Genomic DNA, 24,609 nt, shown 5'->3' on the forward strand with positions numbered 1-24,609 from the left:
TTTGCTACCAATAGGAAGCCCGATTCGGATCGGGGTTGAGATATTGTACCAAGGAAAGAAACCGATGGCGGTGGCCCCGATGGACGAGGACAGCTATCCCGAACCGATGGTGGCGCGTCCGTCCTCCAATGCCGCGCTGTGGCGGGTGGTCATCCTCTCGCTGGCCTTTGTCGCGGTTGCGGTGGCCTTTTCGCTGATGGGCGAAGCCATTTCGCCCGAAATGATCGTGCTGTTTCTGGGCGTTCTGTCGGTTGTCGGCGTTTTTTCGCTGTTTGCGCTGGCGGCGGGCCTGTTCCGGTTCGTCGGCGGCACCGAAAAGCGCACGCTGGCGCGCGCCATCGTCGACAGCCTGCCATACGGCGCGGTGGTTACGGACCGCGACGGCAAGATTTTTTATGCCAATGCGCAGTATTCGGAACTTTCCAAATCGGTTTCCAAGGGCGTTCCGGTTGGTGTGCCGCGATTGTTTGCCAGCCAGCCCGAGGCCAGTGAGGCCGTTTACCGGTTGTCGCGCGCGGCGCGGGACGGGCGCGCCATTGTCGAGGACGTGCGGATTTCGCGTGGCCGGAGCGCGGCGCAATGGTTCCGGATCGGGGCGCGCAGCCTGCCCGATTACGACGGCGCGCCGGGCAAATCGGTGATCTGGACGGTCGAGGACATCACCCGCGACCGCGATGCCCAGGAAAATTTCTACGTCGAGCTGCAAAAGGCAATCGACTATCTCGATCACGCACCGGCCGGGTTCTTTTCGGCCAATGCGCGCGGGCGGATCCAATACATCAACTCAACTCTGGCCGATTGGCTCGGCTACGACCTCGCGGCCTTTGAGGCGGGCGATCTCGACCTGGGCGAGATCGTGCAGGGCGATGGAGCGGGGCTGCTGATGGGCGGCGGGCAGGACGGCGCGGTGCGTACCGAAGTGATCGATCTCGATCTGGTACGCCACGACGGCACCAGTCTGCCGGTGCGGCTGCTGCATCGCGCGGCGCGGCTGGCGGAGGGCGAGCTGGGTGAAACCCGTACGCTGGTGCTCGATCGATCACGCGGCATCGAGGGCGAGGAGGCGTTGCGGGCCGCCGAAGTGAGATTCTCACGGTTTTTCAATCATACACCCATCGCCATCGCGGCGCTCGATAGCGCGGGCAAGGTGGTGCGCACCAATGCGCCCTTTACCCGTATTTTCGGGCTTACATCGGGCGATCGCGGGATCGAGGGGCTCAATGTCGCCTCGCTTATCGACCCCGAAAGCCGGGAAAAGCTGGCGATGGCGCTTGTCGATGCCAAGGGACACAGAGCGGAAATCGCGCCGGTCGATGCGACGATCCCCGGCGAAAAGCCGCGCAGCGTGCGCATGTTCATTTCCGGCGTCGAGCAGGGCGGAGAAAGCAACGAGGCGGCAATCCTTTATGCGCTCGACATGACCGAGCAGCGCCAGCTGGAAGAACAATTCGCCCAGGGCATGAAGATGCAGGCGGTGGGGCAGTTGGCTGGCGGCGTGGCGCACGATTTCAACAACGTTTTGACTGCCATTATCGGGTTTTCGGACCTGCTGCTGCTCAAGCACAAGCCGTCCGATCCCTCGTTTGGCGACATCATGTCGATCAAGCAGAGCGCCAATCGCGCGGCGGGATTGGTGCGCCAGCTTCTGGCCTTCTCGCGTCGGCAGACCCTGCGCCCGCAAGTGCTCGAAGTGCCCCAGCATATCGACGATCTGACGGTGCTGCTCAAACGTCTGATCGGCGAGCATGTGACGCTCGATGTCGAGCACGGGCGCGATGTATGGCCGATCCGCGCCGATCTGGTGCAGCTCGAACAGGTCATCATCAATCTTGCGGTCAACGCGCGCGACGCCATGCCGGATGGCGGGCAGATCACGCTGCGCACGCGCAATGTCGAGAAAGCCGAGGCGGAAACCTTCACCTATCCGGGACTGGTGCCTGCCGATTTTGTTTCGATCGAGGTGAGCGATACCGGCACCGGCATGACCCAGGAGGTCATGGAAAAGATCTTCGAGCCGTTCTTTTCGACCAAGGAACTGGGCAAGGGCACCGGGCTGGGCTTGTCGATGGTCTATGGCATCATCAAGCAGACCGGGGGCTACATCTATCCTGAATCCGAAGTGGGCAAGGGCACGACCTTCCGGCTGCTGCTGCCACGGCACATCCAGCAAGAAAAGGAAGAGGTGGTCAAGGCGGTTGCCGCGCCGGTCCGGGATCTGACCGGGAACGAACGTATCCTTCTGGTCGAGGACGAGGAAAGCGTGCGCATGTTCTCAGCACGAGCCCTTTCGACGACGGGCTATGAAGTGTTCGAAGCCGGGTCGGGCGAAGAGGCGCTTGAGGTGCTTGAGGAGATCGAGGGCAAGATCGACCTGATCATTTCCGACGTCGTGATGCCCGAAATGGACGGGCCGACGCTTCTGACCCATGTGCGCAAACTTTATCCGGGCCTGAAAGTGATTTTCGTCTCCGGTTACGCCGAGGAGAGCGTGCGCCAGGGGCTCGAGGACGACAGGAGCGTGGAATTCCTGCCTAAGCCCTATACGCTCGACCAGATCAATTCCAAGGTCAAGGAAGTGCTGTCGGGGAGTCCGGCGGCAAGCGAGGACTAGTCTTTCTTCGAGGAGTTCGAACTGGCAAGAAATGCTGCGCCGAGGCCCGCGCCGATGGCGACGCCAATGCCAATTCCCACGGCGATGTTGTCGATCGCAACCCCGATACCGGCGCCGATCGCGATTCCCATGGCGATTCCCGTGCCCATGTTCATAGCGGCCTCCCTGATGATGAGCCTTTGCAATGATCGCGGGCCCGACTGGTTCCATTGTTCCTGAATGTTCTTATTTTGTCTCTTGACATATCGAAAACAAAATGAGAACAAATATGCAACCTAGAAATAGGCGTTGAGGGCCGACTGATCGCGTTGCGCGCGCAGGGCATTTGGTGAAATAAGGAGAGCTAACAATGGCAGTTTCACAGCTTCGCGTGGTTGACGGGGGTTCGATGGACAAGAACAAGGCACTCGAGGCCGCTCTGGGCCAGATCGAGCGCAATTTCGGCAAGGGTTCGGTCATGAAGCTGGGGGAAAACACCTCAGTCAATGTCGAATCGATTTCCACGGGCTCGCTCGGTCTCGATATCGCGCTGGGCATCGGTGGGCTGCCGCGCGGGCGTATCATTGAAATTTTCGGACCGGAAAGCTCGGGCAAGACCACGCTGGCCCTGCATGTGCTGGCCGAAGCTCAGAAAGGCGGCGGCATCTGCGCGTTCATCGACGCAGAACACGCGCTCGATCCCACTTATGCGCGCAAGCTTGGCGTCAATATCGACGAGCTGTTGATCTCCCAGCCCGATGCGGGTGAACAGGCGCTTGAAATCGCCGATACGCTGGTGCGGTCGGGCGCGATCGACGTTCTGGTCGTCGATTCGGTGGCGGCCTTGACGCCACGGGCCGAACTCGAAGGCGAGATGGGCGACTCCCTGCCGGGTCTTCAGGCGCGTCTGATGAGCCAGGCCATGCGCAAGCTCACGGGTTCGATTTCCAAATCGAAGGCCATGGTGATCTTCATCAACCAGATTCGTATGAAGATCGGCGTGATGTTCGGTTCGCCCGAAACCACGACCGGCGGCAACGCGCTCAAATTCTATTCTTCGGTTCGCCTCGACATCCGCCGTATCGGTGCAATCAAGGATCGTGAAGAGGTCGTCGGCAACCAGACGCGGGTCAAGGTGGTCAAGAACAAGATGGCCCCCCCGTTCCGCCAGGTCGAATTCGACATCATGTATGGCGAAGGCGTTTCCAAGACCGGTGAGCTGCTCGATCTGGGCGTCAAGGCCGGGATCGTCGAGAAATCGGGCGCCTGGTTCTCTTATGACAGCCAGAGGCTGGGGCAGGGGCGTGAAAACTCGCGCCAGTTCCTCAAGGACAATCCCGAGATCGCCAACCAGATCGAGAACGGGGTGCGCGAGAGCGCCGGCCTTATTGCCGCTGAACTGATTACGGCGGGTGAAGACAGCGCCGAGGATAGTGAAGACTAGCTTTGCCGTTGCCGGTCCAAGCCGGCTGGAAGCAAGATTTGTCTATGACCTCCTGGCGCCGGGCAACCGGCGCCTTTCCTTTTGCTGGCCTGCAGCTAGTCGCTCGCGACTTATTGGCCCGGTGCCACAGCCTTCGCATTGCACTCGCCCGATGCACACGCTAGAAGGCTTGCTCAGGTTTTCAGCCGGTGAAAACGGGGCGCAATCGGCCACGTATCCGGCGCATCCGGAACGATAAAATATGGTGCGGCGCATTGGCCGCAGACAGGGTTTTTGGCGCGATCATGACAAGCGTAAACGACATCCGTTCGACCTTCCTCGACTTCTTTGCCAAGAACGGTCATGAGAAAGTCTCTTCCAGCCCGCTGGTGCCGCGCAACGATCCGACGCTGATGTTTACCAATGCGGGCATGGTGCAGTTCAAGAACGTCTTTACCGGTCTTGAAAAACGTCCCTATTCACGGGCCACGACATCGCAGAAATGCGTTCGGGCCGGGGGCAAGCACAACGATCTCGACAATGTAGGCTTTACCGCGCGGCACCTGACCTTTTTCGAGATGCTGGGCAATTTTTCCTTCGGCGACTATTTCAAGGAAGAGGCCATCGATATGGCCTGGGCGCTGGTCACCAAGGAGTTCGGGCTCGACAAGGATAAGCTGCTGGTCACCGTCTACCACACCGATGACGAAGCGGCCGACCTTTGGAAAAAGATTGCCGGGCTTTCCGATGACAAGATCATCCGTATCCCAACTTCGGACAATTTCTGGACGATGGGCGATACGGGCCCGTGCGGGCCGTGCTCGGAAATCTTCATCGACCGCGGCGAGCATATCTGGGGCGGCCCTCCGGGGACGCCGGAAGAGGATGGCGACCGGTTCCTTGAATTCTGGAATCTGGTGTTCATGCAGTACGAGCAGTTCGCCGATGGCACGCAGGAGGCTTTGCCCAACCCGTCGATCGATACGGGCATGGGGCTCGAGCGCATGGCCTCGATCCTGCAGGGCGTAGAGAGCGTTTTTGAAACTGACATGTTCCGCCACGTGATCGACGCGACGGCGTCGGCTGTGGGTCATGCGCCGACACCGGAAAACGTAGCCTCGTATCGCGTCATCGCCGATCATTTGCGCTCGATGTCGTTCCTGATTGCCGACGGTGTTCTGCCGGCCAATGAAGGTCGCGGTTATGTGCTGCGCCGCATCATGCGCCGCGCCATGCGCCATGCAACGCTTCTGGGCACCAACGCGCCCACGATTTTCAAGCTCGTCCCCTCGCTGGTCCGCGAGATGGGGCAGGCCTATCCTGATCTCGTTGCCGGCGAAGCGATGATTTCGGAGACGATCAGGCTTGAAGAGGAGCGCTTCCTCAAGACGCTCAGCCGCGGGCTGCAGATCCTTGAAGATGAGAGCACCGGTCTGGGCAAAGGCGATACCTTGGCTGGTGAAACAGCCTTCAAGCTCTATGACACATATGGCTTTCCGCTCGATCTGACACAGGATGCGCTGCGTCTGCGGGGGGTGTCGGTCGATCAGACCGGGTTCGATGCGGCCATGGCACGCCAGAAGGCTGAAGCGCGCAAGAACTGGTCGGGTTCCGGCGATGCGGCAACCAGCGCGGTATGGTTCGCGATTGCCGACGCTGCAGGTCCAACCGAGTTTCTGGGCTATGAAACCGAGGACAGCGACGGCGCGGTCAAGGCGCTGGTCAAGGAAGGGGCAAGCGTCGATGCGCTCAATGCGGGGGACGAGGGCTTCATCGTTCTGAACCAGACGCCGTTTTATGGCGAAAGCGGCGGACAGGTGGGCGACACCGGCACAATGGAGAGCGAGGACGGCGCGAAAGTGGTTGTGCTCGATACCACGAAGCAGGCCGGTGGTGTCTTTGCTCATCGCGTCAGGGTTGAGGCTGGAACGGTCAAGATCGGTGAGGCGCTGACCCTCAAGGTCGATCATTCCCGCCGCACCGCGATCCGCGCCAACCACTCGGCGACCCATCTGCTGCATGAGGCGCTGCGCGAGGTTCTGGGCAGTCATGTGGCGCAGAAGGGCTCGCTGGTATCGCCCGACCGGTTGCGGTTCGACTATTCGCACACCAAGCCGATGAGCGAAGCGGAAATCGCCGAGGTCGAACGTCTGGCCAATGCCATCGTGTTGCAGAACGCGCCCGTGGAAACGCGGCTGATGGCTGTCGATGATGCGATCAAAGCCGGTGCCATGGCGCTGTTCGGCGAGAAATATGGCGACGAGGTGCGCGTTGTCTCGATGGGTAGGGCGCTGGAAGGCGAAAAGGCAGGCAAGACCTATTCGATGGAATTGTGCGGCGGCACGCATGTGCGGCGTACAGGTGACATCGGGCTGGTCAAGATCGTGCAGGAAAGCTCGGTCGCAGCCGGTGTGCGGCGGGTCGAGGCGCTGACCGCCGACGGCGCGCGCGCCTATCTCAACGCGCAGGAAGACCAGCTCAAGACCGTCGCGGCCACTTTGAAGGTTTCGCCGCGTGACGCGGTCTCGCGTGTCGAAGCGCTTGTGGAAGAGCGCCGCGCCCTCGAACGCCAGGTCGCCGATCTGCGCCAGAAACTGGCGATGGGTGGCGGCACCGGCAATGGCGGCGGGGCCAGCGAAACGATCAATGGCGTAACCTTCATGGGACGCGTGGTGGAAGGGCTCCAGCCCAAGGATCTGCGTGGTCTGGTCGATCAGGGCAAAAAACAGATCGGATCGGGGATCGTGGTGATCGTCGGCACGACCGAAGACGGCAAGGCCGGCATTTCGGTTGGCGTGAGCGAAGATCTGGTGTCGCGCTACAGCGCCGTCGATCTGGTGCGGATCGGCTCGACTACGCTGGGCGGGCAGGGCGGAGGCGGGCGCCCCGACATGGCGCAGGCCGGCGGCCCCGATGCCTCTCAGGCCCAGGCCGCGGTCGAGGCGATCAAGGCGCATCTGGGCGCTTGAACCATCTCCAACTGGACGCATAAAGAATGGCCCCGTCAGGGGCCATTTTTGTGTTCGGAGTATCGTGGAGTAGCGTTCAGAACGACGCCTTGAGGCTGGCGCTGATCGCAAGGACCGAGCCGCGGTCCCAGGTTTCGTCTTGCAGATTGCTGCCAACGTCAACGCCGAACAGCAGGCAAAGGAAAAGCCGCCCCGAGGGGCGGCTTTGGCACTTGTGCTCTAGAATAAAGGTTACGCCATGGCCTTCTGGAGGTTGGCGTCGATAGCATCGAGGAAACCCATGGTGGTGAGCCAGGGCTGATCGGGGCCGACGAGCAGCGCCAGATCCTTGGTCATCTTTCCTTCCTCGATGGTGGCGACGGTGACCTTTTCGAGGGTTGCGGCAAAGTTTGCCAACTCATCATTGCCATCGAGTTTGGCGCGGTGGGCAAGGCCACGGGTCCAGGCAAAGATAGATGCCGTCGAGTTGGTCGAGGTTTCCTTGCCCTGCTGGTGCTGGCGATAGTGACGAGTCACGGTGCCGTGGGCAGCTTCGGCTTCCACGGTCTGCCCATCGGGGGTCATGAGAACCGAGGTCATCAGGCCGAGCGAACCAAAGCCCTGAGCAACGATGTCGGACTGCACGTCGCCATCGTAGTTCTTGCAGGCCCAGACGTAACCGCCGGACCATTTGAGAGCTGCTGCGACCATGTCGTCGATCAGGCGGTGTTCGTACCAGATCTTTTTGGCTTCGTATTTTTCCTTGAATTCGGCCTGGAACACTTCCTCGAAGATATCCTTGAAGCGTCCATCATAGACCTTGAGAATGGTGTTTTTGGTCGAGAGGTAGCAGGGGACGCCGCGCTGGAGCGCGTAGTTGAGTGAGGCGCGAGCGAAATCACGGATCGACTCATCGAGGTTGTACATGCCCATGGCAACGCCGGCGGCTGGCGCGTCGAACACTTCGTGCTCGATCTCGGTGCCGTCGTCACCCACGAACTTCATCGTCAGCTTGCCCTTGCCGGGGAATTTGAAATCGGTGGCGCGGTACTGATCGCCGAAGGCGTGACGGCCGACAATGATCGGCTGGGTCCAGCCGGGAACCAGGCGCGGAACATTCTTGCAGATGATGGGCTCACGGAAGATCACGCCACCGAGGATGTTGCGGATGGTGCCGTTGGGCGAACGCCACATCTTCTTTAGACCAAATTCCTCAACGCGGGCTTCGTCGGGGGTGATGGTGGCGCATTTGACGCCGACGCCGTATTTCTTGATGGCGTTAGCAGCGTCGATGGTGATCTGGTCGTCTGTTTCGTCGCGCTTCTGAACAGAAAGATCGTAATATTCAAGATCGATGTCGAGATAGGGGTGGATCAGCTTGTCCTTGATGGCCTGCCAGATGATCCGGGTCATTTCGTCGCCGTCGAGCTCGACGACAGGGTTTGCGACTTTGATCTTGGTCATTAAAATGTGCTCCTCGCGCGCAAAAAACCGGTTCGGCCAGCATGGGCCAGCCAAAGTTCGCGGTCCCTATAGCAGAGCATTGGTAAGGCGCAAAGTGTCTCGCCGCGAAGGGGGGCGTGCCGAGCGGCATCGGGGACTTGTGGGATGGTATAGTGTATTTACACATGTGTAATTACACTATAGTTTGCCGCCATGACCTTTGCCTTTTTTGATTGCCTCGTGCTCAACACCGTGATGGCCGCGCGGGCTCTGACGCGCCGCTATGACAAAGTGCTTCGCCCGTTTGAAATCTCGGTCGTTCAATTTACGGTTCTGATGACCGTTCAGAACTCACCGCGCATGTCCGTCAATTCGATGGCGGCACGGATTTCCATGGATCGCACGACGCTCCTGCGCAATCTCGAGCCGTTGAGCAAGCGCGGGCTGGTGATCGCCGGGCGCCCCGAAAAGGGCAACGTTCGACACTTTGAACTGACCGAAAAAGGCGCTGCGCTGCTTGAAGAGATCCTGCCCCTCTGGCGGGATTCGCAGGACGAATTGCGAGCGCTGGTGATCGATCCGGGCCCTGAGGATTTCCTCGGCGGGTTGCGCGCGCTTACCGCCGGTGAGGCTCGCCAACAAGCGGACGCGTGAAGCCAAATCAATACAAAACCAGTGATGGAGACTTTCGATGCAAAGCGATGATCCGGTTGTTGTAACCGGCATGGGAGCGGTGTCCCCGCTTGGGGTGGGCGTCGCGACCAATTGGGAGCGGCTTCTTGCGGGCAAAAGTGGGGTCGTGCGGAACAATCGCTTCGATACGACGGGATTTGCCTCCCACATCGCCGGATTGGTGCCCGACAAGGCCCATGATCCCGATGGGTTCGATCCGACCGAATGGATTGAGCCCAAGGAGATCAAGAAGATGGATCTTTTTATTCAGTATGGGCTTGCCGCCGCGGCGCAGGCTCTCGATCAGGCGGGCTGGCACCCCCAGGATGATGCAGGGCAGCAAGCAACAGCCACGATTATCGCGTCCGGTGTCGGCGGAGAGCCGGTGATGGCGCAGGCGGCGCGGACCATTGCAGAAAAAGGGCCGCGGCGGCTATCGCCGTTCACCGTGCCCTCGTTCCTCGCCAATATGGCAGCGGGCTGGATTTCCATCGTGCATCGGTTTCGTGGCCCGATTGGAACGCCGGTAACCGCGTGCGCGGCGTCGGCCCAGGCGATTGGCGACGGCATGCGGCTGATTATGACCGGAGAGGCTGAGGTTGCCGTTGTTGGCGGGGCCGAAGGATCGGTTGATCCCATATCGATTGGCGGGTTCGGCGCGTCGCGCGCCCTGACCTCGTCCTATAATGATGAGCCGCATAAGGCGTCGCGGCCGTTCGACACCGGTCACTCCGGGTTCGTTCTGGCCGAGGGAGCAGCGGTGCTGGTTATCGAAAAGCTCAGCCATGCCAAGGCACGCGGGGCGGTGCCGCTTGCAGTGGTAGCGGGCTATGGCACATCCGCCGATGCCTATCACCTGACGGCGGGTTCGCCGGACGGCGCGGGCGCGCAGGTGGCGATGCGCAAGGCGTTGGCTATGGCGGGAATTTCTCCCGACGTGGTCGGCTACATCAACGCGCATGCTACCTCGACGCCGGTTGGCGATGCGGCGGAACTGGCCGGCATCGGTGCCGTGTTCGGTGACCGGGGGAAGACGCTGGCGGTTTCATCGACCAAATCGTCAACGGGGCACCTTCTTGGTGCGGCTGGCGCAATCGAGGCCATGTTCTCGGTGATGGCAATCCGCGAAAACATGTTGCCCGCCACGATCAATCTCGACGATCCGGTGCCTGAGGGCCGGGGGTTCGAGCTGGTGCCCAATAAGCCGATCGCGAAGCATGTGGACTATGTGATGTCCAATTCGTTCGGCTTCGGCGGGATCAACGCGACGCTGGTGTTCGGGCGCGCCTGAACTATTTCGGCGGCAGAGTGGCGGCGAAGGCCAGGCAACGATCGACCCATTGGGCCAATCCCTCTTCGGTGTCGAGCACATCGCCATCGACGACGACAAAGCCCGACATGGTCTTGGCGCCCATGGTCATGGGCTGGCAGCCGGGAAGAGCGAGGGCGGCGTCGTAGCCGTCCTTGCCGACGCGGGCGAGCAAACCGCCATCCTTCATGATGCCGCAGATCATATTGCCATCGAGCATGAACGCACGTCCACCGAACATCTTTTGTTCGGCGACTCCCGGAATAGGGGCGAGGCGTTCACGAATGCGGTCGGAAAGATCGTCGGCGGCCTGGCTCATCTACATTCTTTCGTGGGCCTGTACGCCGGGCACTTCGGGGTCCCAGTGAGGGCGCTGATGCGTGTAAAAGACCATGCCGGGGCTGAACCAGTCGGAATTGTCGAAGGCGCCGACGGCAATGCCGATGATGCCGGGCGCGGTGTTGCGTTCGGAAAACAGGGTCGAGCCACAGGATGGGCAAAAGGAGCGGCGGCGTTCGCTGCCACTATCGGCAACGTTCTCGAAAACTGCCGGTTGTCCGCTGATGGTCACATCGTCGGTCTTGAAGAAGGCCTGAACGATGTGCCCGGTGCCGGTCAGCCGCCGGCAATCCTCGCAATGGCACTGGGCCATGCGGATTGGCGGTTCGGCGACCGAAAAGCTGATGGCTCCGCAGAGGCAGCGGCCGGTTGCAAACATCAAAATCCTCCATTGTCGCGGTAGGTATCGTATCGGGGAAGCGCCTCGTCGAGGGTGTCCCAATCGAGATGGGTGCGCGAGAAGATGGCCTGTCGGGGCGAAAACCAATCGGGTTGATCGAATAGTCCGACCGGAAGCAGGGTCAAAAGCGGCGCGCGGGCGGTTTTGGCGAACAGGGGCGTCCCGCATTTCGGGCAGAAGTTGCGGGTTATCTCGGCCCCTGAAGCGGCCGTGCGGGTATGTCCCTTCATCTTGCCCGAGGCAGCAACAGAATCGGTGGACATCAGGACCACGGCAGAATGGCCGGTGCCGGTCGATTTTCGGCAGTCGAGGCAGGAACAGACCAGCATCGAGAGAACCGGCCCCTTGATCCGGAGGCTCACGGCACCACAGGCGCAACTGGCGGTTTCATCGAGACTGAGCATTGGCATGGGTGAAAGCTGGCACGAGGCTGCGCACATTGCCAGCGTAAATCCTGGCCAGCGCAATTGTTGCCATCGCCGTCGGCAGGCATTACTGACCGCAGGGCAAACGAGCGTCGACCTTATGACTTTTTTTCCCATTGAAACCGAACGGCTGATACTGCGCAAATTCGCGCCTTCCGATGCCGAGGCGGCGGCCGCCTATCAGGGGCTGCCCGAAGTCGCGCGCTATTGCATGTGGGAGCCGCGTTCGCTCGAGCGTGTCCGTGAGCTAATGCCGCGCTGGATCGCCATGGATGGTCTGGGAGAGAACAGCGAAGGCATTCAATATGCAGCTGTACTCAAGGCAAGTGGGGCATTGATCGGGGATGTGGTGCTGATGTTTGAGGACCGCGCGGCGCGGCAGGGGCAGATCGGTTATGTGATGAGCCCGGCATTTCAAGGGCAGGGCTACACGACAGAAGCGATGGAATCGGTACTGGCGGTGGGCTTTGAGCAGGTGGGCCTGCACAGGATTTCGGCGCGGTGCGATGCGCGCAACACAGGCTCGTGGCGAGTAATGGAAAAACTGGGCATGCGGCGCGAGGCGCATTTTCGCGAGCATGCGATATTCAAGGGCGAATGGGACGAAGAGTTCGTTTACGCCATTCTCGAAGATGAGTGGCGCGCAGCGCGGAAGGCAAACTGATGGCGGGGACCGACAGCAGCAAGGAATTTGCGTTCCGGCCCACGCCGGCGATCATTCTGGTCGAGCCGCAGCTTGGCGAAAATATCGGTGCAGCGGCGCGCGCCATGGCCAATTTCGGGCTCTGGGATCTGCGGCTGGTCAATCCACGCGATGGATGGCCAAACGAAAAGGCTACGGCTTCTGCGGCCAAGGCGCTGCCGGTGATCGAGCGGGTTCAGGTGTTTGAAACGCTGACCGAGGCGATGGGCGATCTCAATCTTGTTCTCGCCACGACGGCGCGAAACCGGGAAATGTTCAAGCCGGTGATCGGTCCCGACGAAGCGGCGGACCGGCTTTCGGCCCACATCGGGGGCGGGCAGAGGGCGGGCATCCTGTTCGGGCGCGAGCGCTGGGGGCTCAACAATGACGAGGTTGCGCTGGCCGATGCCATCGTGACGCTGCCGGTCGAGCCGGCCTTTGCCTCGCTCAATATCGCGCAGGCGGTGTTGGTTCTGGCGTATGAGTGGCGGCGCGCGGCGCTCAAGGATCAGCCACTGCCCTTTTCGGCCGATGAAGGTGAACCGGCGCCACGCGGGCAACTGGCGGCGATGACTGAGCAATTGGGCGAAGCTTTGGACCGGGCGGGATTTTTCAAGACACCGGCCAAGCGGCCCGGCATGATGAACAATATTCGGGCCATGTTTGCGCGGGGCGGTTTCAACGCGCAGGAAGTGCGGACGCTGCGTGGCATCGTTGCAGCACTCGACCGGCGGCACGAGCGGCCCAACCCTTCGCGGCAGAAGGGCGAGGACGAAACCGAACAGGGCTGAGGTTGCGGTGGGCTGTGCCCGAGACTAGGGTGTCGCCTTATTGACTCCCACCTTTGCTGGCCGATTTCTCCTCATGGCTGTTATCAAATCGCAGGCGCGAGACGCACTCGCCAACTCGACAAGCGGGATGCCGTTCATGATCGCGGCAGTGCTGCTGGTGCCGATCAGCGATGCCATGTCCAAGAGCCTGACGGGCATAATGGAACCCTTCGAAATCGCGTTCTGGCGCTTTCTGTTCCAGATGCTGATGCTGGGATTGGCCATTGTCGTGCTGCGACGTCGGCTGGCCCGGGGGCCGTGGCCGCTTTTGCTCATGGGCGGGGCCACGATTGCTGTGGTGCTGTCGTCACTGATCGCGGCATTCGTCACAATGCCGATCGCGACCGCGATTGCCATATTCTTTGTCGAGCCTTTGATCCTCACGCTGCTCTCTGCCTGGCTGCTCGGAGAAAAAACCGGGTGGCGTCGTTACGCCGCCGTGGCTGTGGGCCTTGTTGGCGCCCTGATCGTCATTCGGCCCAGTTGGGACGTATTCGGTTGGGCTTCGCTGTTGCCGCTGGTGGCGGCGACAGGCTTTGCCTTGAACGCCATCGTCATCCGCAAGCTGTCAGGCGAGATGGACGGGTTGTCCGTGCAGTTCTGGTTTTCGCTGGTCGCCATGGCAATTTTGGGCGGCGGGTTGCTGGCTTTTGGTGGCTTCGATCTTGTGAGTCTTGAGGGAATCGATCCCGACGGACCCTGGGGGCAGCTTGTTTTCATGGGGATGTTCTCGGGGGTCACCTTCTTTTTGTTTTCCGAGGCATTCCGCAGGACGTCGGCCAGCACGCTCGCGCCGTTCCAGTATCTGGAGATCATCGGCGCAACGATTATCGGTTACCTCGTTTTCGGGGATTTTCCCGATTTCTGGACCTGGGTTGGTGCCGCAATCATTCTCGCCTCGGGTCTTTATGTTTTTCAGAGGGAGCGCAGGCAGGGGCGGCAAGCGCTGCAATAGTCGCGCGGCGCTTGACTTTACAGGCTTTGCCCCATAGAAACCGGCCATCCTGATCGGCTTTGCCCATCGGGAAGCACCCGGGACCGTCGGTTTGTGCTTCTGGTTCGGCTTTGAAGCCGGGCCTGCAACCACGTTTTTCGCACGGTCTGTCGGTTCTGCCTTCGGGCAGGACAGAGGAGGGCGCTGTCTTTTATCTTTGGTTTTAAAAAGGACAAGCGATGTCAAAACGTCATTCGCAGAAGCACAAGATCGACCGCCGCCTCGGCGAAAATATCTGGGGTCGCCCGAAGTCCCCGCTCAATGCCCGCGCCTATGGCCCCGGCCAGCACGGCCAGCGCCGCAAGAGCAAGCTTTCCGACTTTGGTATCCAGCTGCGCGCCAAGCAGAAGCTGAAGGGCTATTACGGCTCGATCACCGAAAAGGCCTTCAAGCGCGTTTACGCTGAAGCTGCCCGTCGTCGCGGTGACACCGGCGAAAACCTGATCGGCATTCTCGAAAGCCGTCTGGATGCCATCGTTTACCGCGCCAAGTTCGTGCCGACCGTGTTTGCTGCGCGTCAGTTCGTCAACCACGGCCACGTTCAGGTCAATGGCAAGCGCGTCAACATCCCGAGCTACAATGTGCAGCCGGGCGACGTGATCTCGATCCGTGAGCGCTCCAAGCAGCTCACCATCGTTCTTGAAGCCGTTCAGCTCGCCGAGCGTGACGTGCCCGATTACGTCGATGTCGATCACTCCAAGATGACCGCGACCTTTGTCCGCGTTCCGGCCTTGGGCGATGTGCCCTATCCGGTGCAGATGGAACCGAACCTGGTTGTGGAATTCTATTCGCGCTAAGCGAATTACAGAGTTTCAATTCAAAGGGCCGCCCGATCGGGCGGCCCTTTTTTTGTCTAGCTTGCGTACTCGCTGACTGATTCCTTGATCGGTTCCTGGTCTCGCGGGATGTGGCTTTCGAAGTGCATCAGGCGCTTGTGGACCGAGAGCAGTTCAATGACCGTGGACCAGGCGCGGGCCAGGAACTGGAACGAGGAGGCCACCTGGCCGAAGGCCTGCTGCACCTGCTGATAGAGACCGAGCGTCAGCGCGCCGGCCAGAATTGATGGCGAAAGGGCGAGCAGGGGGATGTATCCCGCCAGGTTGAGATAGCCGTAACGGGCGAGATTGAAGTAGGTGTAGTGCCAGTAGAGGCGGAAATAGTTCTTCTGCACATTGGCAAACAGTTCGCGCCATGTCGCCGGCTGGGCGTATTCCTCGTGGTCTTCGCCATAGACCAGTTCCTTACGATAGGCCGCCTCGACCTTCTGGTTCTCGAAATTGAGACCGGGCAGCTTGATACCGACAATGGCCAGAAGCACGGTGCCGAAAGCTGCCGACAGCAACGCCACCCAGACCAGGCTGCCCGGCACGTCGCCGATAAAGGGCAGGGAGGTGACGTTTTGTGAGAGCGTCCACAGCAGGGGAATGAACACCACAAGCGTAATCAGGGAATCGAGGAAGGCGACGCCGAGATCCTCGGTGATCGAGGCAAAGCGCATAGTATCTTCCTGCACGCGCTGTGCGGCGCCTTCGGTGGTGCGGATCGAGGGCCACCAGGCCATGTAGTAGGAGTTCATCGCCTTGCGCCAGCGGAAGACGTAATGGGCGGTGTAGAAGGCGACAATGACCGCCACGACGATGCGGGGCATCAGGACGACGAAGGCTTCGGCGATCTGGCCGTAAAACACTTCCGGCGTGACCGACCCAGGTTCGGTCAGCGCCTGTTGCATTGTGTTGAAAAATCGGCCCTGCCAATTGTTGATGAAGGCGTCGACCTGGACGTTGAAATAGGTCAGCAGCATGATGGCCACGGTGCTGACGACCGACCACCAGTACCATTCGTTGCGCTTGTAACGGTACCAGAAGACGCAGAACGCGACGGCCAGAATGAGCAGGTACTGGTAGAACCAGACCCGCTCGGCGGTGAGGAACGACCCTTCCGGCAGGCAACGCGCTTCGGTGGCTGAGGGCGCATCGGGCTGGGTTATCGAGGAATCCGGCAGATCGGGTTCAGTGAGTTCGGCTCCGGGCACGGCCTGGGCGGTATCGCCCACGCCCGGCGGCGCGACCGCCTCGGTCGGCGCGCATGGGGGCGGCAGTATAAATCGGTCCAGACTGAGATAGGGTTGAAGCGTCGGCCCCAACGTCGACCAGCCGATGATCGCCAGAATCATCAAGCCAAGAAGGGAGGAGAAAAACAGCTTGGGAACCGGGAAGAAAGATCGAAACATTGCGCGCTCCACATGGGACGGCGACTCGCCATTCCGCTGCGGGCCGCGAAACTTGATCTAAGGCCGCGAATCCGGCGCTTGCAAGAGCGCGCGAGGGTCAGATCCTGGCTGATCGAAGGCAATTGACGGGTTTTTGAGGAGAATGCGTATAGACGCGTTGAGAAGAGGGCAATGCCTGCCTGATATGGAGGTGCAAGCCGGACCGCAGATGGTTCCTGACGGCTTCGGTTCGAACGGGTTCAAAGCAGCCTTGTTCTGCGTCACTGGGCCGGGTGAGCCGCAATAGCGGCTTTCGCCCGGCCTGCTGCGCTGAAATCGGCACCGGCCCCTTTTCCCCCGCGTCGGTCGCATGTATCAAACGCATGCGCCTCGTTTCACACTCCCTTTGGCGCGAGAAGGGTCAAGATGAGTATTGCCGAACCGATCGCGGATTTTGACGAATCCTGCCCTGCGCTGTTTCGGGACGCGCCCGCGGGCGTTGAGTTCAACAAGCTGCGCAAGCGCCTGATCCGGCAGGTCCGGGAGACGCTGGACGTCTATGGTATGGTGCGGCCGGGCACGAAATGGCTGGTGGCTCTTTCAGGCGGCAAGGACAGCTATGGACTTTTGGCGGTGCTGCTCGATCTGAAATGGCGCGGGCTTTTGCCGGTGGAACTGCTGGCGTGCAATCTCGACCAGGGGCAACCCAATTTTCCCAAGCACATTCTGCCCGAATTCCTGGAGCGCAACCGCATCGCGCACCGGATCGAATATCAGGACACCTATTCGATCGTTACCGACAAGCTGCCGGAAGGCGCGACCTATTGTTCGCTCTGCTCGCGGCTGCGGCGTGGGCATCTCTATCGCATCGCGCGCGAAGAGCAGTGTTCGGCGCTGGTACTGGGGCATCATCGCGAAGACATCCTCGAAACATTCTTCATGAATCTGTTCCATGGGGGCAAGCTGGCCGCCATGCCGCCCAAGCTGCTCAATGATGAGGGCGATGTGGAAGTGCTGCGGCCACTGGCCCTGTGCGCGGAAGCTGATCTGGCACGATTTGCCGAGGCATTGGAATTTCCCATTATTCCCTGCGATCTGTGCGGATCTCAGGACGGGCTGCAACGCAACGCCATGAAGGCGATGCTCGATGATTTCGAGCGCAAGATGCCTGGCCGCAAGGACGTGATGATCCGCGCGTTGGGCAATATCAATCCCAGCCACATGCTGGACCCGAGGCTTTTCGATTTCGCCGCGCTGGCGGCCAAGGTGACCCAATGAATATCGATCGCCTGACCGCTATCCTGCGAGAGGCAGCGGCCAAGGAAATCATGCCCCGGTTCCGGCGGCTCGATGAAGGCGCGATCCGCACCAAATCGCACGTGCATGATCTGGTGACCGAAGCTGACGAGGCCTCCGAGCGGTTCATTACCGATGCGATCAAAGCGGCTTCGCCACAGACCGTCGTGATTGGCGAAGAGGCGGTGGCAGCCAACCCCAGACTGCTCGACACCCATTTCGAGAACGAAACCGTAATCTATGTCGATCCAGTGGATGGGACGTGGAATTTCGCTGCGGGACTGCCACTGTTTGCCGTCATGGCGGCAGTTGTGCAGAAGGGTGAAGTGGTTGCCGGGGTGATCTACGATCCGGTCGGTGATGACTGGGTAATGACCGAGCGCGGCTGCGGCTGCTTTCAGGTGTTTCCCGATGGGCGGATGCTGGCGCAGAAATTTGCCGATCCGGTTCCGCTCGACCAGATGGCGGGGACCGCTTCGGCGTCTTATGTCGCAAAAGACAAGCGGGCAGAAATTCTGGCCAATCTCGCCAAGGTTCACACGCTGGCGGCCTATCGGTGCGCGGGGCACGAATACCGGTTGGGTGCGGGTGGCAGCCTTAATTTCATGATGTACAACAAGCTTACGCCATGGGACCACGCGGCGGGATCGCTGATGATGGCCGAGGCGGGCGCGCATGTCGCCCATTTCGATGGGTCGGCCTACAAGCCCGCCCATATGGAGGGCGGGCTTCTGGTGGCGGGCAGCAAGGACAGCTGGGACGAACTGCGCCGCGAGGTGTTTACCGTTTGAGGTGTGTGGGGATTCAGTTGATGGCTGGCTGCAAATTGCACTTTTCTGCGCTTCCGGTACTCACGTACTTTAAGTACGCTCCGTTCCGGTTCTCGAAAAGTGCCATTTTCGCTCAGCCTTGACCTGAATCCCCACACACCTTAGTGCACATCGGCCGGTACGGCATCTTCGCGGTATTCCTCGCCGACACCGAACAGCTTGCCGTTCTCGGCAATCAGGATGAATGCCAGCGCCATGCAACCGAGCACGAAATATCCGGCAGCGATAGGCGTTACGGTGCCGTTGTAGAACTGTCCGATCACCGTGCCGATCAAAGCGCCGCCCACCGTTTGGACCAGCCCGAACACTGCCGAGGCGGTGCCTGCAACCTTGCCGAGCGGCTCCATGGCCAATGAGTTGATGTTGGCCATCGACCAGCCGAACATGAACATGACGACGGCTAGGAACGCGAGGAACAGCCAGAGCGGCATGAAACCGGTGAGCGAGACCATTAGCCAGACGCCACTCATGATGGTGAACACCAGCATGGCGCCATGGCTCAGCCGACGCATGCCGATTTTCCGGACCATGAGCGAGTTGGTGTAGGAGGAAACCGACATCATGCCTGCAATGGCCGCGAAGGCGACCGGGAAATATGCCCCCAGGTCGTAGATGTCGACATAGATCTGCTGGGCCGTGCTGATGAAGCCGAAAAGAGCGCCGAACACGAACATGGCCGAAAGCCCGTAGCTGAAGGCCATCTTGTTGGTGAAAACCAGCCGGAAGCCTTCAATGATGACCGTCAGGCGCAGCTCGCGACGGTTTTCGGGCAGCAATGTTTCGGGAAGGCGCACGAACACCCAAACGGCAATCGCCAGACCCAGCCCGCCCATGAAAAAGAAGATATACTCCCAGGGACCGGTCAAGAGGAGAACCTGGCCGATTGCCGGCGCTATCACCGGGATGATCATGAACACCATAAAGACCAGCGACATGACTTCGGCCATCGCCCGGCCGCCGAACTTGTCGCGGACTAGCGAGGTGGCGATCACGCGCGTGGAGGCGGCGCCCATGCCTTGAACGAAGCGGAGAACAAGAAGGGTCGCGAAAGTCGGCGAGAACGCAGCGGAGAATGCTGCGGCGACGTAGATCACCAGACCGACCATGAGCGGGGCGCGGCGTCCGAAACGGTCGGAAAGCGGGCCAAATGCGATCTGTGCTGCCCCGAAACCGAGCATGTAGGCTGTGAGCACATAGTGGCGGTCGTTTTCGTTCATCACGCCCAGTGCCTCGCCCATATAGGGCAGGGCGGGCAGCATCACGTCGATGGCCAGCGCGTTGAGCGCCATGAGCCCTGCAATCAGAGCAATGAATTCCGGCCGGGAAACGTCCCGGGTCGCTGTCGTGGTGGTCATGGGGATACCTTGAAATGGCAAGGCCGGGACTCATCGGCCCGGCCTTGTTGGTAAAGCTTGAACCCCTCTATCGGGTTTGGCAACCCTAAATTGCCGGTTGGGGGGCAATGAAGGCGGGCGCTCTGGCTTCCTTTATGGGGATGTTTACGGCGGCTGAAAACAGGCCGATGAGGATGCCCAAATACCAGACCGCGTAATAGTTTCCGGTCATGTCGTAGGAGAGACCACCGAGCCAGACGCCAAAGAACGAGCCGATCTGGTGGGAGAGAAAGGCCACGCCATAAAGCATGCCCATGTAGCGCGGCCCGAAGAACAGGCTGACGAGCCCGGCGGTCAAGGGCACAGTCGCGAGCCAGAGCATGCCTAGGGTCGCTGCATAGATATACGCACTGATCTCGGTTATGGGGAGCAACAGGAAGGCGGCGGTGCCGACCGCGCGCAGGAAGTAGATCACCGAAAGCAGAATCTGCTTGGGCAGCCGATCGCCCAGCCAGCCGGCCAACAGCGAGCCGGCAACGTTGAACAGGCCGATCAGGCCCAGAGCCCAGGAGCTGGCTTCCGGGGTCAGTCCGCACTGGACCAGGAAGGCGGGGAAGTGGACGGTGATGAAGGCCAGATGGAAGCCGCACACAAAAAAGCCGATGACCAGCAGGCGATAGGAGCCATGGCCGAGGGCCTTGGATAGCGCCTGCATGAAGGGCATATCAGCATCGCCGGGTGCGCTGTTGGTCCGACCGCGCAACATCGTCGAGAGCGGGATGACCATCAGGATGATCAATCCGAGATAGACCAGCGCCGTCTGCCAGCCGAAATTTGAGATGAACGCCTGCCCCAGCGGGGCAAAGACGAACTGGCCCATGGAGGAGGCGGCGGTGGCAATACCGAAAACGAAGGACCGCTTTTCAGGCGGGACGGCGCGGCCGAAGGCCGCCATGACCACGCCGAACGATGCGGTGCCGATGCCGACGCCCATCAGGACCCCACCGGTGAGCATGAACATGCCTTCAGTGGGCGTGATGGACCACAGGATGAGGCCCAAGGCGTAGACCAGCGCTCCCGCAGCCAGGACGCGTCCGGTGCCGAACTTGTCGGCCATACCGCCCGCGAACGGTTGGGTGATGCCCCAGACGAGGTTCTGGATGGCCAACGCCATGGCGAAGCCCTCACGCGACCAGCCGAGGTCCTCGGTCATGGGCAGAAGGAAGATGCCGGAGGTGGAGCGAGCGCCAAAGGTGACCATGGCGATGAAACAGCCGGCAACGATGATAACCGGCAGGGGAACCGGCATGGCGCGGCGGGAGGTTATGGCGGACATTGTCGTAGTTCCACTTTTATCGTCTGGCGACGATAAAGACTTCCGCGAGCGTCACAAACGAAAAAGCGCGATGGATGTCATCAATATGATTGATTTGAACCTGAGCGAATCCAAAAGGGCCCCAAGCATGGCTTGAGGCCCCTTGAAAATTATAGTTCTGAAAATGATCAGGCGGTCTGTTTGACCGGTATGCCGGCGGTCTCGAAGTGGGTCTGGAGTTCGCCAGCCTGGAACATCTCGCGGATGATGTCGCAACCGCCGACGAATTCGCCCTTCACGTAGAGCTGGGGGATGGTGGGCCAGTTGGAATAATCCTTGATGCCCTGACGCAGTTCGTCGGTTTCGAGAACATTTGCGGACTTATAGTCGACGCCGAGATAGTTCAGAATCTGGACGACCTGACCCGAAAACCCGCACTGGGGAAAATCGGGCGTGCCCTTCATGAACAGGAAAACGTCATTGGACTTAACCTGCTCGTCGATAAATGCATTGATGTCACTCATCAAAATGTCCTTTCGGCCCAGTGGGAGGTTCGGGGCGTTGATCGGCGTTTCCCGATAGATAGGTGATGATGGTGGCTATGTCGAGGTCACCACGTTCAAATCACCGGTGAACGGCGCCGAGCCCATTAAGCACTTCGCGCGGAATGGCAAAGGCAGCGACTACGTCCTGATGGCGCTTGAAGCCGCACAGTTCGCGCTGAACAAAATAGGCCCAGACAGCATGTTGTGCGGCGATGAGCTGTTCCGTGCGTTCGCCCGGCGCCGCCGCGTTGTACGCCGCCACGGTTTTTGCGACCCGCTGCTCGGCAGCGCCAAGCGAGGCGGCGCGCTCACCCATGATCTCGTTCTCGAGAACGGCATGGCCGTCTTCGGGATTGACGGCCTTGATGAGATCGAGGCTGTCGCGCAGGCTCATTTCAAGCTCAATCGGGTGCGTTGGTCGTCAGCGCCAGCGCGTGCAGTTCGCCGCCCATATTGCCCTTGAGGGCCTGATAGACGAGCTGGTGCTGCTGCACGCGGGACTTGCCGCGAAACGCCTCGGAGGTGACGGTTGCGGCGTAATGGTCGCCATCGCCCGCCAGGTCGCGGATATCAACCTGTGCATCGGGAAGCGCCTGTTTGATAAGGGTCTCGATTTCGGCGGCATCCATTGGCATGTGAGGCACTCTCTTTGTTGTCGCGCTATGCGAAACGCGGCGGAAACTAGATCAAGTCCGCTTTTCTTCGAATCGCGGACTTGATCTAACTTGTTGATTCATCGCGCGTCCGAACCGCAAAACCGTTTCCACTTTTGCTGGACGCGCTCTAGTTGATTGTAGCGCCCATGAAGGCGGGAAACCACCCTTCGTAAGCTGCGCTCAGGTCTCCAACCGATATGGACCGGGTGGCGCCCAGCTTCAAGGTGTCGCCACCGGTCGTGCCGATAATGGCAGCGGAAACGGGAGAAGCGGCGACGATTTCCTCGGCCTGGTCGGCGGAGGTTGTGATGATGTAGCGACCCTGATCTTCGCCGAACCATGTTGCGAGCGTGTCATGTTCCGGTGCAGCGATTTCAGCGCCGATGCCTGACTTTATCGCTGCTTCGGCCAGCCCCAGCGCAAGGCCACCATCGGACAGATCGTGGACCGAACGGACTTTGCCTTCGCGAATGAGGGAGAGCACGAAAAGCCCGGCCCTTTTCTCGTGGTCGAGGTCAACATAGGGAGCGGTGCCCTCGCGGCGGCCTAGAACGTCGCGCAGATAGGCCGATTGGCCGAGATGACTGCCCCAGCTTTCCGGTGCGCCGACCAGGACGATCACATCGCCTCCGCGGGCGAAGCCGGAGCGCGCCATCTTGGCATGGTCTTCGATCAGGCCGACACCGGCAATGGTCGGGGTGGGCAGGATGCCGCGGCCGTTGGTTTCGTTATAGAGCGAGACATTGCCCGAAACGATGGGGAAATCGAGCGCGGTACAGGCTTCGCCGATGCCTTTGATGGCATGAACGATCTGACCCATGATTTCGGGGCGTTCGGGATTGCCAAAATTGAGATTGTCGGTCGCAGCCAGCGGTTCGGCGCCCGTGGCGATCAGGTTGCGCCAGCATTCGGCCACGGCCTGTTTGCCGCCCTCGAAAGGGTCGGCTTCGCAATAGCGTGGGTTGACGTCCGAGGAGAAGGCCAATGCCTTTGTGGGGTGACCTTCGACGCGAACCACGCCGCCATCGCCGCCAGGTGTCTGGAGCGAGTTGGCCTGGATGAGCGTATCGTACTGCTCATAGACCCAGCGACGGGAGGAGTGATTGGCCGAGTCGAGCAGCTTTAGCAGCGCATCGGCGATATCGGTGTCGGGGACCGATGCGGGGTCGAGCGGCGCCGGGAGGGTAGGAGCCACCCAGGGGCGGTCGTATTCGGGGGCCTCGTCGCCCAGTTCCTTGATCGGCAGGTTGGCGACTTCGTCGCCCTGCCAGAGCACGCGGAAGCGCAGATCGTCGGTGGTTTTGCCGACAGTGGCAAAGTCGAGCTCCCATTTCTCGAAGACTGCACGGGCCTCGGCCTCCTTTTCAGGATGCAGGACCATGAGCATGCGCTCCTGGGATTCGGACAGCATCATTTCATAGGGCGTCATGCGCTCTTCGCGAACGGGAACGGCATCGAGATTGAGCTCGATGCCCAAATCCCCCTTGGCGCCCATTTCAACGGCTGAGCAGGTTAGCCCCGCGGCGCCCATGTCCTGTATGGCGATGACCGCGCCGGTTTTCATAAGTTCCAGACATGCTTCGAGCAGACGTTTTTCGGTGAAGGGGTCACCGACCTGAACAGTGGGGCGTTTTTCCTCGATATCGTCGCCGAATTCGGCCGAGGCCATTGTGGCCCCGCCGACGCCATCGCGGCCTGTCTTGGCGCCGAGATAAACCACGGGCAGACCGACGCCCTTGGCTTCGGAGAGGAAAATCTTGTCGGCATCGGCCAGCCCGGCGGCAAAGGCGTTGACAAGAATGTTGCCATTGTAGCGGGCATCGAACTGAACCTCACCGCCAACAGTGGGCACGCCGAAGGAATTGCCATAGCCGCCGACACCGGCGACCACGCCGGAAACAAGGTGCTTGGTCTTTTCGTGATCGGGCTCACCAAAGCGCAAGGCATTCATCGCCGCGATGGGGCGGGCGCCCATGGTGAATACGTCACGCAGGATACCCCCAACTCCGGTGGCCGCACCCTGATAGGGTTCAATGAACGAGGGGTGGTTGTGCGATTCCATCTTGAAGACGACCGCCTGACCGTCCCCGATATCGACCACACCAGCGTTCTCGCCCGGCCCCTGCAGCACGCGCGGCCCCTTGGTGGGCAGGGTCTTGAGCCATTTTTTCGAGCTTTTGTAGGAACAATGCTCGTTCCACATGGCCGAGAAAATACCGAGCTCGGTAAAGGTGGGTTCGCGCCCGATCAGGTCGAGAATCTTCTGATATTCGTCAGGCTTGAGACCATGATTGGCGACGAGTTCGGGAGTGATTTCGATGTCGTTGCGAAGAGTCATTTTAGCCAGTCGTCAATGAGGAATCGGGGGC

The 24,609-nt window shown here is 60.5% G+C and carries 23 protein-coding genes; 11 read left to right on the forward strand and 12 right to left on the reverse strand.

Annotation, left to right across the window (positions count from 1 at the left end; all coding sequences use genetic code 11):
• Positions 1-64: 64 nt before the first annotated feature.
• Entirely contained in the window at positions 65-2,611 is a 2,547-nt protein-coding gene (gene cckA, locus OF122_RS08435; RefSeq protein WP_264227328.1) for a cell cycle histidine kinase CckA, read from the forward strand.
• Here cckA and OF122_RS08440 read toward each other — a convergent pair.
• Entirely contained in the window at positions 2,608-2,766 is a 159-nt protein-coding gene (locus tag OF122_RS08440; RefSeq protein WP_264227749.1) for a hypothetical protein, read from the reverse strand. The two genes, cckA and OF122_RS08440, sit on opposite strands and share 4 nt — an antisense overlap.
• Positions 2,767-2,960: 194 nt before the next feature.
• Here OF122_RS08440 and recA point away from each other — a divergent pair, with 194 nt between their 5' ends.
• Positions 2,961-4,034, forward strand: a complete 1,074-nt coding sequence (gene recA / locus OF122_RS08445; protein ID WP_264227329.1) for a recombinase RecA — start codon at positions 2,961-2,963, stop codon at positions 4,032-4,034.
• Between the two features lie 284 nt (positions 4,035-4,318).
• Positions 4,319-6,982 (forward strand): alanine--tRNA ligase, encoded by a 2,664-nt coding sequence (gene alaS, locus OF122_RS08450; protein WP_264227330.1) that lies wholly within the window; start codon positions 4,319-4,321, stop codon positions 6,980-6,982.
• A 231-nt stretch (positions 6,983-7,213) separates the two neighbouring features.
• Here alaS and OF122_RS08455 read toward each other — a convergent pair whose 3' ends face one another.
• Entirely contained in the window at positions 7,214-8,425 is a 1,212-nt protein-coding gene (locus OF122_RS08455) for an NADP-dependent isocitrate dehydrogenase (RefSeq protein WP_264227331.1), read from the reverse strand.
• 192 nt (positions 8,426-8,617) lie between these two features.
• On the opposite strand from OF122_RS08455, the gene OF122_RS08460 reads away from it, so the two are divergent.
• Together OF122_RS08460 and fabF are read left to right on the forward strand one after the other, a co-directional pair.
• Complete coding sequence (locus OF122_RS08460; RefSeq protein WP_264227332.1) at positions 8,618-9,058, forward strand: MarR family winged helix-turn-helix transcriptional regulator; 441 nt, start codon at positions 8,618-8,620, stop codon at positions 9,056-9,058.
• Positions 9,059-9,095: 37 nt separating this feature from the next.
• Positions 9,096-10,367 (forward strand): beta-ketoacyl-ACP synthase II, encoded by a 1,272-nt coding sequence (fabF, locus tag OF122_RS08465; protein ID WP_264227333.1) that lies wholly within the window; start codon positions 9,096-9,098, stop codon positions 10,365-10,367.
• Between the two features lies 1 nt (position 10,368).
• On the opposite strand, the gene OF122_RS08470 is transcribed toward fabF, so the two are convergent.
• From OF122_RS08470 to OF122_RS08480, 3 genes are read right to left on the reverse strand one after another with little or no spacing between them, the layout of a single operon-like run.
• The gene (locus OF122_RS08470; RefSeq protein ID WP_264227334.1) at positions 10,369-10,704 is read right to left on the reverse strand and encodes a TfoX/Sxy family protein; all 336 of its coding nucleotides are present in this window, start codon (positions 10,702-10,704) and stop codon (positions 10,369-10,371) included.
• Positions 10,705-11,103: a GFA family protein gene (locus OF122_RS08475; RefSeq protein ID WP_264227335.1), complete on the reverse strand. Its 399-nt coding sequence runs from the start codon at positions 11,101-11,103 to the stop codon at positions 10,705-10,707.
• Complete coding sequence (locus OF122_RS08480; protein WP_264227336.1) at positions 11,103-11,564, reverse strand: GFA family protein; 462 nt, start codon at positions 11,562-11,564, stop codon at positions 11,103-11,105. Before OF122_RS08480 ends, OF122_RS08475 begins: the two co-directional genes overlap by 1 nt.
• Before the next feature lie 85 nt (positions 11,565-11,649).
• Between OF122_RS08480 and OF122_RS08485 the strand changes: the two genes are divergently transcribed.
• From OF122_RS08485 to rpsD, 4 genes are all read left to right on the forward strand, one after another.
• Positions 11,650-12,213, forward strand: a complete 564-nt coding sequence (locus tag OF122_RS08485; RefSeq protein WP_264227337.1) for a GNAT family N-acetyltransferase — start codon at positions 11,650-11,652, stop codon at positions 12,211-12,213.
• Complete coding sequence (locus tag OF122_RS08490; RefSeq protein ID WP_264227338.1) at positions 12,213-13,022, forward strand: RNA methyltransferase; 810 nt, start codon at positions 12,213-12,215, stop codon at positions 13,020-13,022. The genes OF122_RS08485 and OF122_RS08490 overlap by 1 nt, the downstream gene beginning before the upstream one ends.
• Positions 13,023-13,095: 73 nt before the next feature.
• Positions 13,096-14,016 carry a DMT family transporter gene (locus tag OF122_RS08495; protein ID WP_264227339.1) on the forward strand — a complete coding sequence of 307 codons (921 nt, stop codon included), beginning with the start codon at positions 13,096-13,098 and terminating at the stop codon, positions 14,014-14,016.
• Positions 14,017-14,234: 218 nt separating this feature from the next.
• Positions 14,235-14,852, forward strand: a complete 618-nt coding sequence (gene rpsD / locus OF122_RS08500; protein ID WP_264227340.1) for a 30S ribosomal protein S4 — start codon at positions 14,235-14,237, stop codon at positions 14,850-14,852.
• A 56-nt stretch (positions 14,853-14,908) separates the two neighbouring features.
• Here rpsD and OF122_RS08505 read toward each other — a convergent pair whose 3' ends face one another.
• A complete protein-coding gene (locus OF122_RS08505) occupies positions 14,909-16,285 on the reverse strand; it encodes a peptide transporter (protein ID WP_264227341.1) in 1,377 nt (458 codons plus the stop codon).
• A gap of 405 nt (positions 16,286-16,690) precedes the next feature.
• On the opposite strand from OF122_RS08505, the gene ttcA reads away from it, so the two are divergent.
• Both ttcA and OF122_RS08515 read left to right on the forward strand, forming a co-directional pair.
• Complete coding sequence (ttcA, locus tag OF122_RS08510; protein WP_264227342.1) at positions 16,691-17,542, forward strand: tRNA 2-thiocytidine(32) synthetase TtcA; 852 nt, start codon at positions 16,691-16,693, stop codon at positions 17,540-17,542.
• Positions 17,539-18,351 carry an inositol monophosphatase family protein gene (locus OF122_RS08515; RefSeq protein ID WP_264227343.1) on the forward strand — a complete coding sequence of 271 codons (813 nt, stop codon included), beginning with the start codon at positions 17,539-17,541 and terminating at the stop codon, positions 18,349-18,351. The genes ttcA and OF122_RS08515 overlap by 4 nt, the downstream gene beginning before the upstream one ends.
• 140 nt (positions 18,352-18,491) lie before the next feature.
• On the opposite strand, the gene OF122_RS08520 is transcribed toward OF122_RS08515, so the two are convergent.
• The 6 genes from OF122_RS08520 to purL form a co-directional block, all read right to left on the reverse strand.
• Entirely contained in the window at positions 18,492-19,745 is a 1,254-nt protein-coding gene (locus OF122_RS08520; protein WP_264227344.1) for a multidrug effflux MFS transporter, read from the reverse strand.
• Between the two features lie 85 nt (positions 19,746-19,830).
• Complete coding sequence (locus OF122_RS08525; protein WP_264227345.1) at positions 19,831-21,060, reverse strand: MFS transporter; 1,230 nt, start codon at positions 21,058-21,060, stop codon at positions 19,831-19,833.
• A 167-nt stretch (positions 21,061-21,227) separates the two neighbouring features.
• Positions 21,228-21,563, reverse strand: a complete 336-nt coding sequence (grxD, locus tag OF122_RS08530; protein ID WP_264227346.1) for a Grx4 family monothiol glutaredoxin — start codon at positions 21,561-21,563, stop codon at positions 21,228-21,230.
• A 100-nt stretch (positions 21,564-21,663) separates the two neighbouring features.
• Positions 21,664-21,978, reverse strand: coding sequence for a DUF6665 family protein (locus tag OF122_RS08535; protein ID WP_264227347.1), 315 nt, complete (start codon positions 21,976-21,978; stop codon positions 21,664-21,666).
• A gap of 7 nt (positions 21,979-21,985) precedes the next feature.
• Positions 21,986-22,219 carry a BolA family protein gene (locus OF122_RS08540; RefSeq protein ID WP_264227348.1) on the reverse strand — a complete coding sequence of 78 codons (234 nt, stop codon included), beginning with the start codon at positions 22,217-22,219 and terminating at the stop codon, positions 21,986-21,988.
• Between the two features lie 148 nt (positions 22,220-22,367).
• Entirely contained in the window at positions 22,368-24,578 is a 2,211-nt protein-coding gene (purL, locus tag OF122_RS08545) for a phosphoribosylformylglycinamidine synthase subunit PurL (RefSeq protein ID WP_264227349.1), read from the reverse strand.
• Between the last annotated feature and the right edge of the window lie 31 nt (positions 24,579-24,609).

The sequence above is a fragment of the Pelagibacterium flavum genome, assembly GCF_025854335.1.
Taxonomy (GTDB): Bacteria; Pseudomonadota; Alphaproteobacteria; order Rhizobiales; family Devosiaceae; genus Pelagibacterium; species Pelagibacterium flavum.

Bases quoted from the DNA above. Each gene is read 5' to 3' on its own strand.
- cckA (WP_264227328.1), top strand. From the start codon at position 65: ATGGCGGTGGCCCCGATGGACGAGGACAGCTATCCCGAACCGATGGTG.
- OF122_RS08440 (WP_264227749.1), bottom strand. From the start codon at position 2,766: ATGAACATGGGCACGGGAATCGCCATGGGAATCGCGATCGGCGCCGGT.
- recA (WP_264227329.1), top strand. From the start codon at position 2,961: ATGGCAGTTTCACAGCTTCGCGTGGTTGACGGGGGTTCGATGGACAAG.
- alaS (WP_264227330.1), top strand. From the start codon at position 4,319: ATGACAAGCGTAAACGACATCCGTTCGACCTTCCTCGACTTCTTTGCC.
- OF122_RS08455 (WP_264227331.1), bottom strand. From the start codon at position 8,425: ATGACCAAGATCAAAGTCGCAAACCCTGTCGTCGAGCTCGACGGCGAC.
- OF122_RS08460 (WP_264227332.1), top strand. From the start codon at position 8,618: ATGACCTTTGCCTTTTTTGATTGCCTCGTGCTCAACACCGTGATGGCC.
- fabF (WP_264227333.1), top strand. From the start codon at position 9,096: ATGCAAAGCGATGATCCGGTTGTTGTAACCGGCATGGGAGCGGTGTCC.
- OF122_RS08470 (WP_264227334.1), bottom strand. From the start codon at position 10,704: ATGAGCCAGGCCGCCGACGATCTTTCCGACCGCATTCGTGAACGCCTC.
- OF122_RS08475 (WP_264227335.1), bottom strand. From the start codon at position 11,103: ATGTTTGCAACCGGCCGCTGCCTCTGCGGAGCCATCAGCTTTTCGGTC.
- OF122_RS08480 (WP_264227336.1), bottom strand. From the start codon at position 11,564: ATGTGCGCAGCCTCGTGCCAGCTTTCACCCATGCCAATGCTCAGTCTC.
- OF122_RS08485 (WP_264227337.1), top strand. From the start codon at position 11,650: ATGACTTTTTTTCCCATTGAAACCGAACGGCTGATACTGCGCAAATTC.
- OF122_RS08490 (WP_264227338.1), top strand. From the start codon at position 12,213: ATGGCGGGGACCGACAGCAGCAAGGAATTTGCGTTCCGGCCCACGCCG.
- OF122_RS08495 (WP_264227339.1), top strand. From the start codon at position 13,096: ATGGCTGTTATCAAATCGCAGGCGCGAGACGCACTCGCCAACTCGACA.
- rpsD (WP_264227340.1), top strand. From the start codon at position 14,235: ATGTCAAAACGTCATTCGCAGAAGCACAAGATCGACCGCCGCCTCGGC.
- OF122_RS08505 (WP_264227341.1), bottom strand. From the start codon at position 16,285: ATGTTTCGATCTTTCTTCCCGGTTCCCAAGCTGTTTTTCTCCTCCCTT.
- ttcA (WP_264227342.1), top strand. From the start codon at position 16,691: ATGAGTATTGCCGAACCGATCGCGGATTTTGACGAATCCTGCCCTGCG.
- OF122_RS08515 (WP_264227343.1), top strand. From the start codon at position 17,539: ATGAATATCGATCGCCTGACCGCTATCCTGCGAGAGGCAGCGGCCAAG.
- OF122_RS08520 (WP_264227344.1), bottom strand. From the start codon at position 19,745: ATGACCACCACGACAGCGACCCGGGACGTTTCCCGGCCGGAATTCATT.
- OF122_RS08525 (WP_264227345.1), bottom strand. From the start codon at position 21,060: ATGTCCGCCATAACCTCCCGCCGCGCCATGCCGGTTCCCCTGCCGGTT.
- grxD (WP_264227346.1), bottom strand. From the start codon at position 21,563: ATGAGTGACATCAATGCATTTATCGACGAGCAGGTTAAGTCCAATGAC.
- OF122_RS08535 (WP_264227347.1), bottom strand. From the start codon at position 21,978: ATGAGCCTGCGCGACAGCCTCGATCTCATCAAGGCCGTCAATCCCGAA.
- OF122_RS08540 (WP_264227348.1), bottom strand. From the start codon at position 22,219: ATGCCAATGGATGCCGCCGAAATCGAGACCCTTATCAAACAGGCGCTT.
- purL (WP_264227349.1), bottom strand. From the start codon at position 24,578: ATGACTCTTCGCAACGACATCGAAATCACTCCCGAACTCGTCGCCAAT.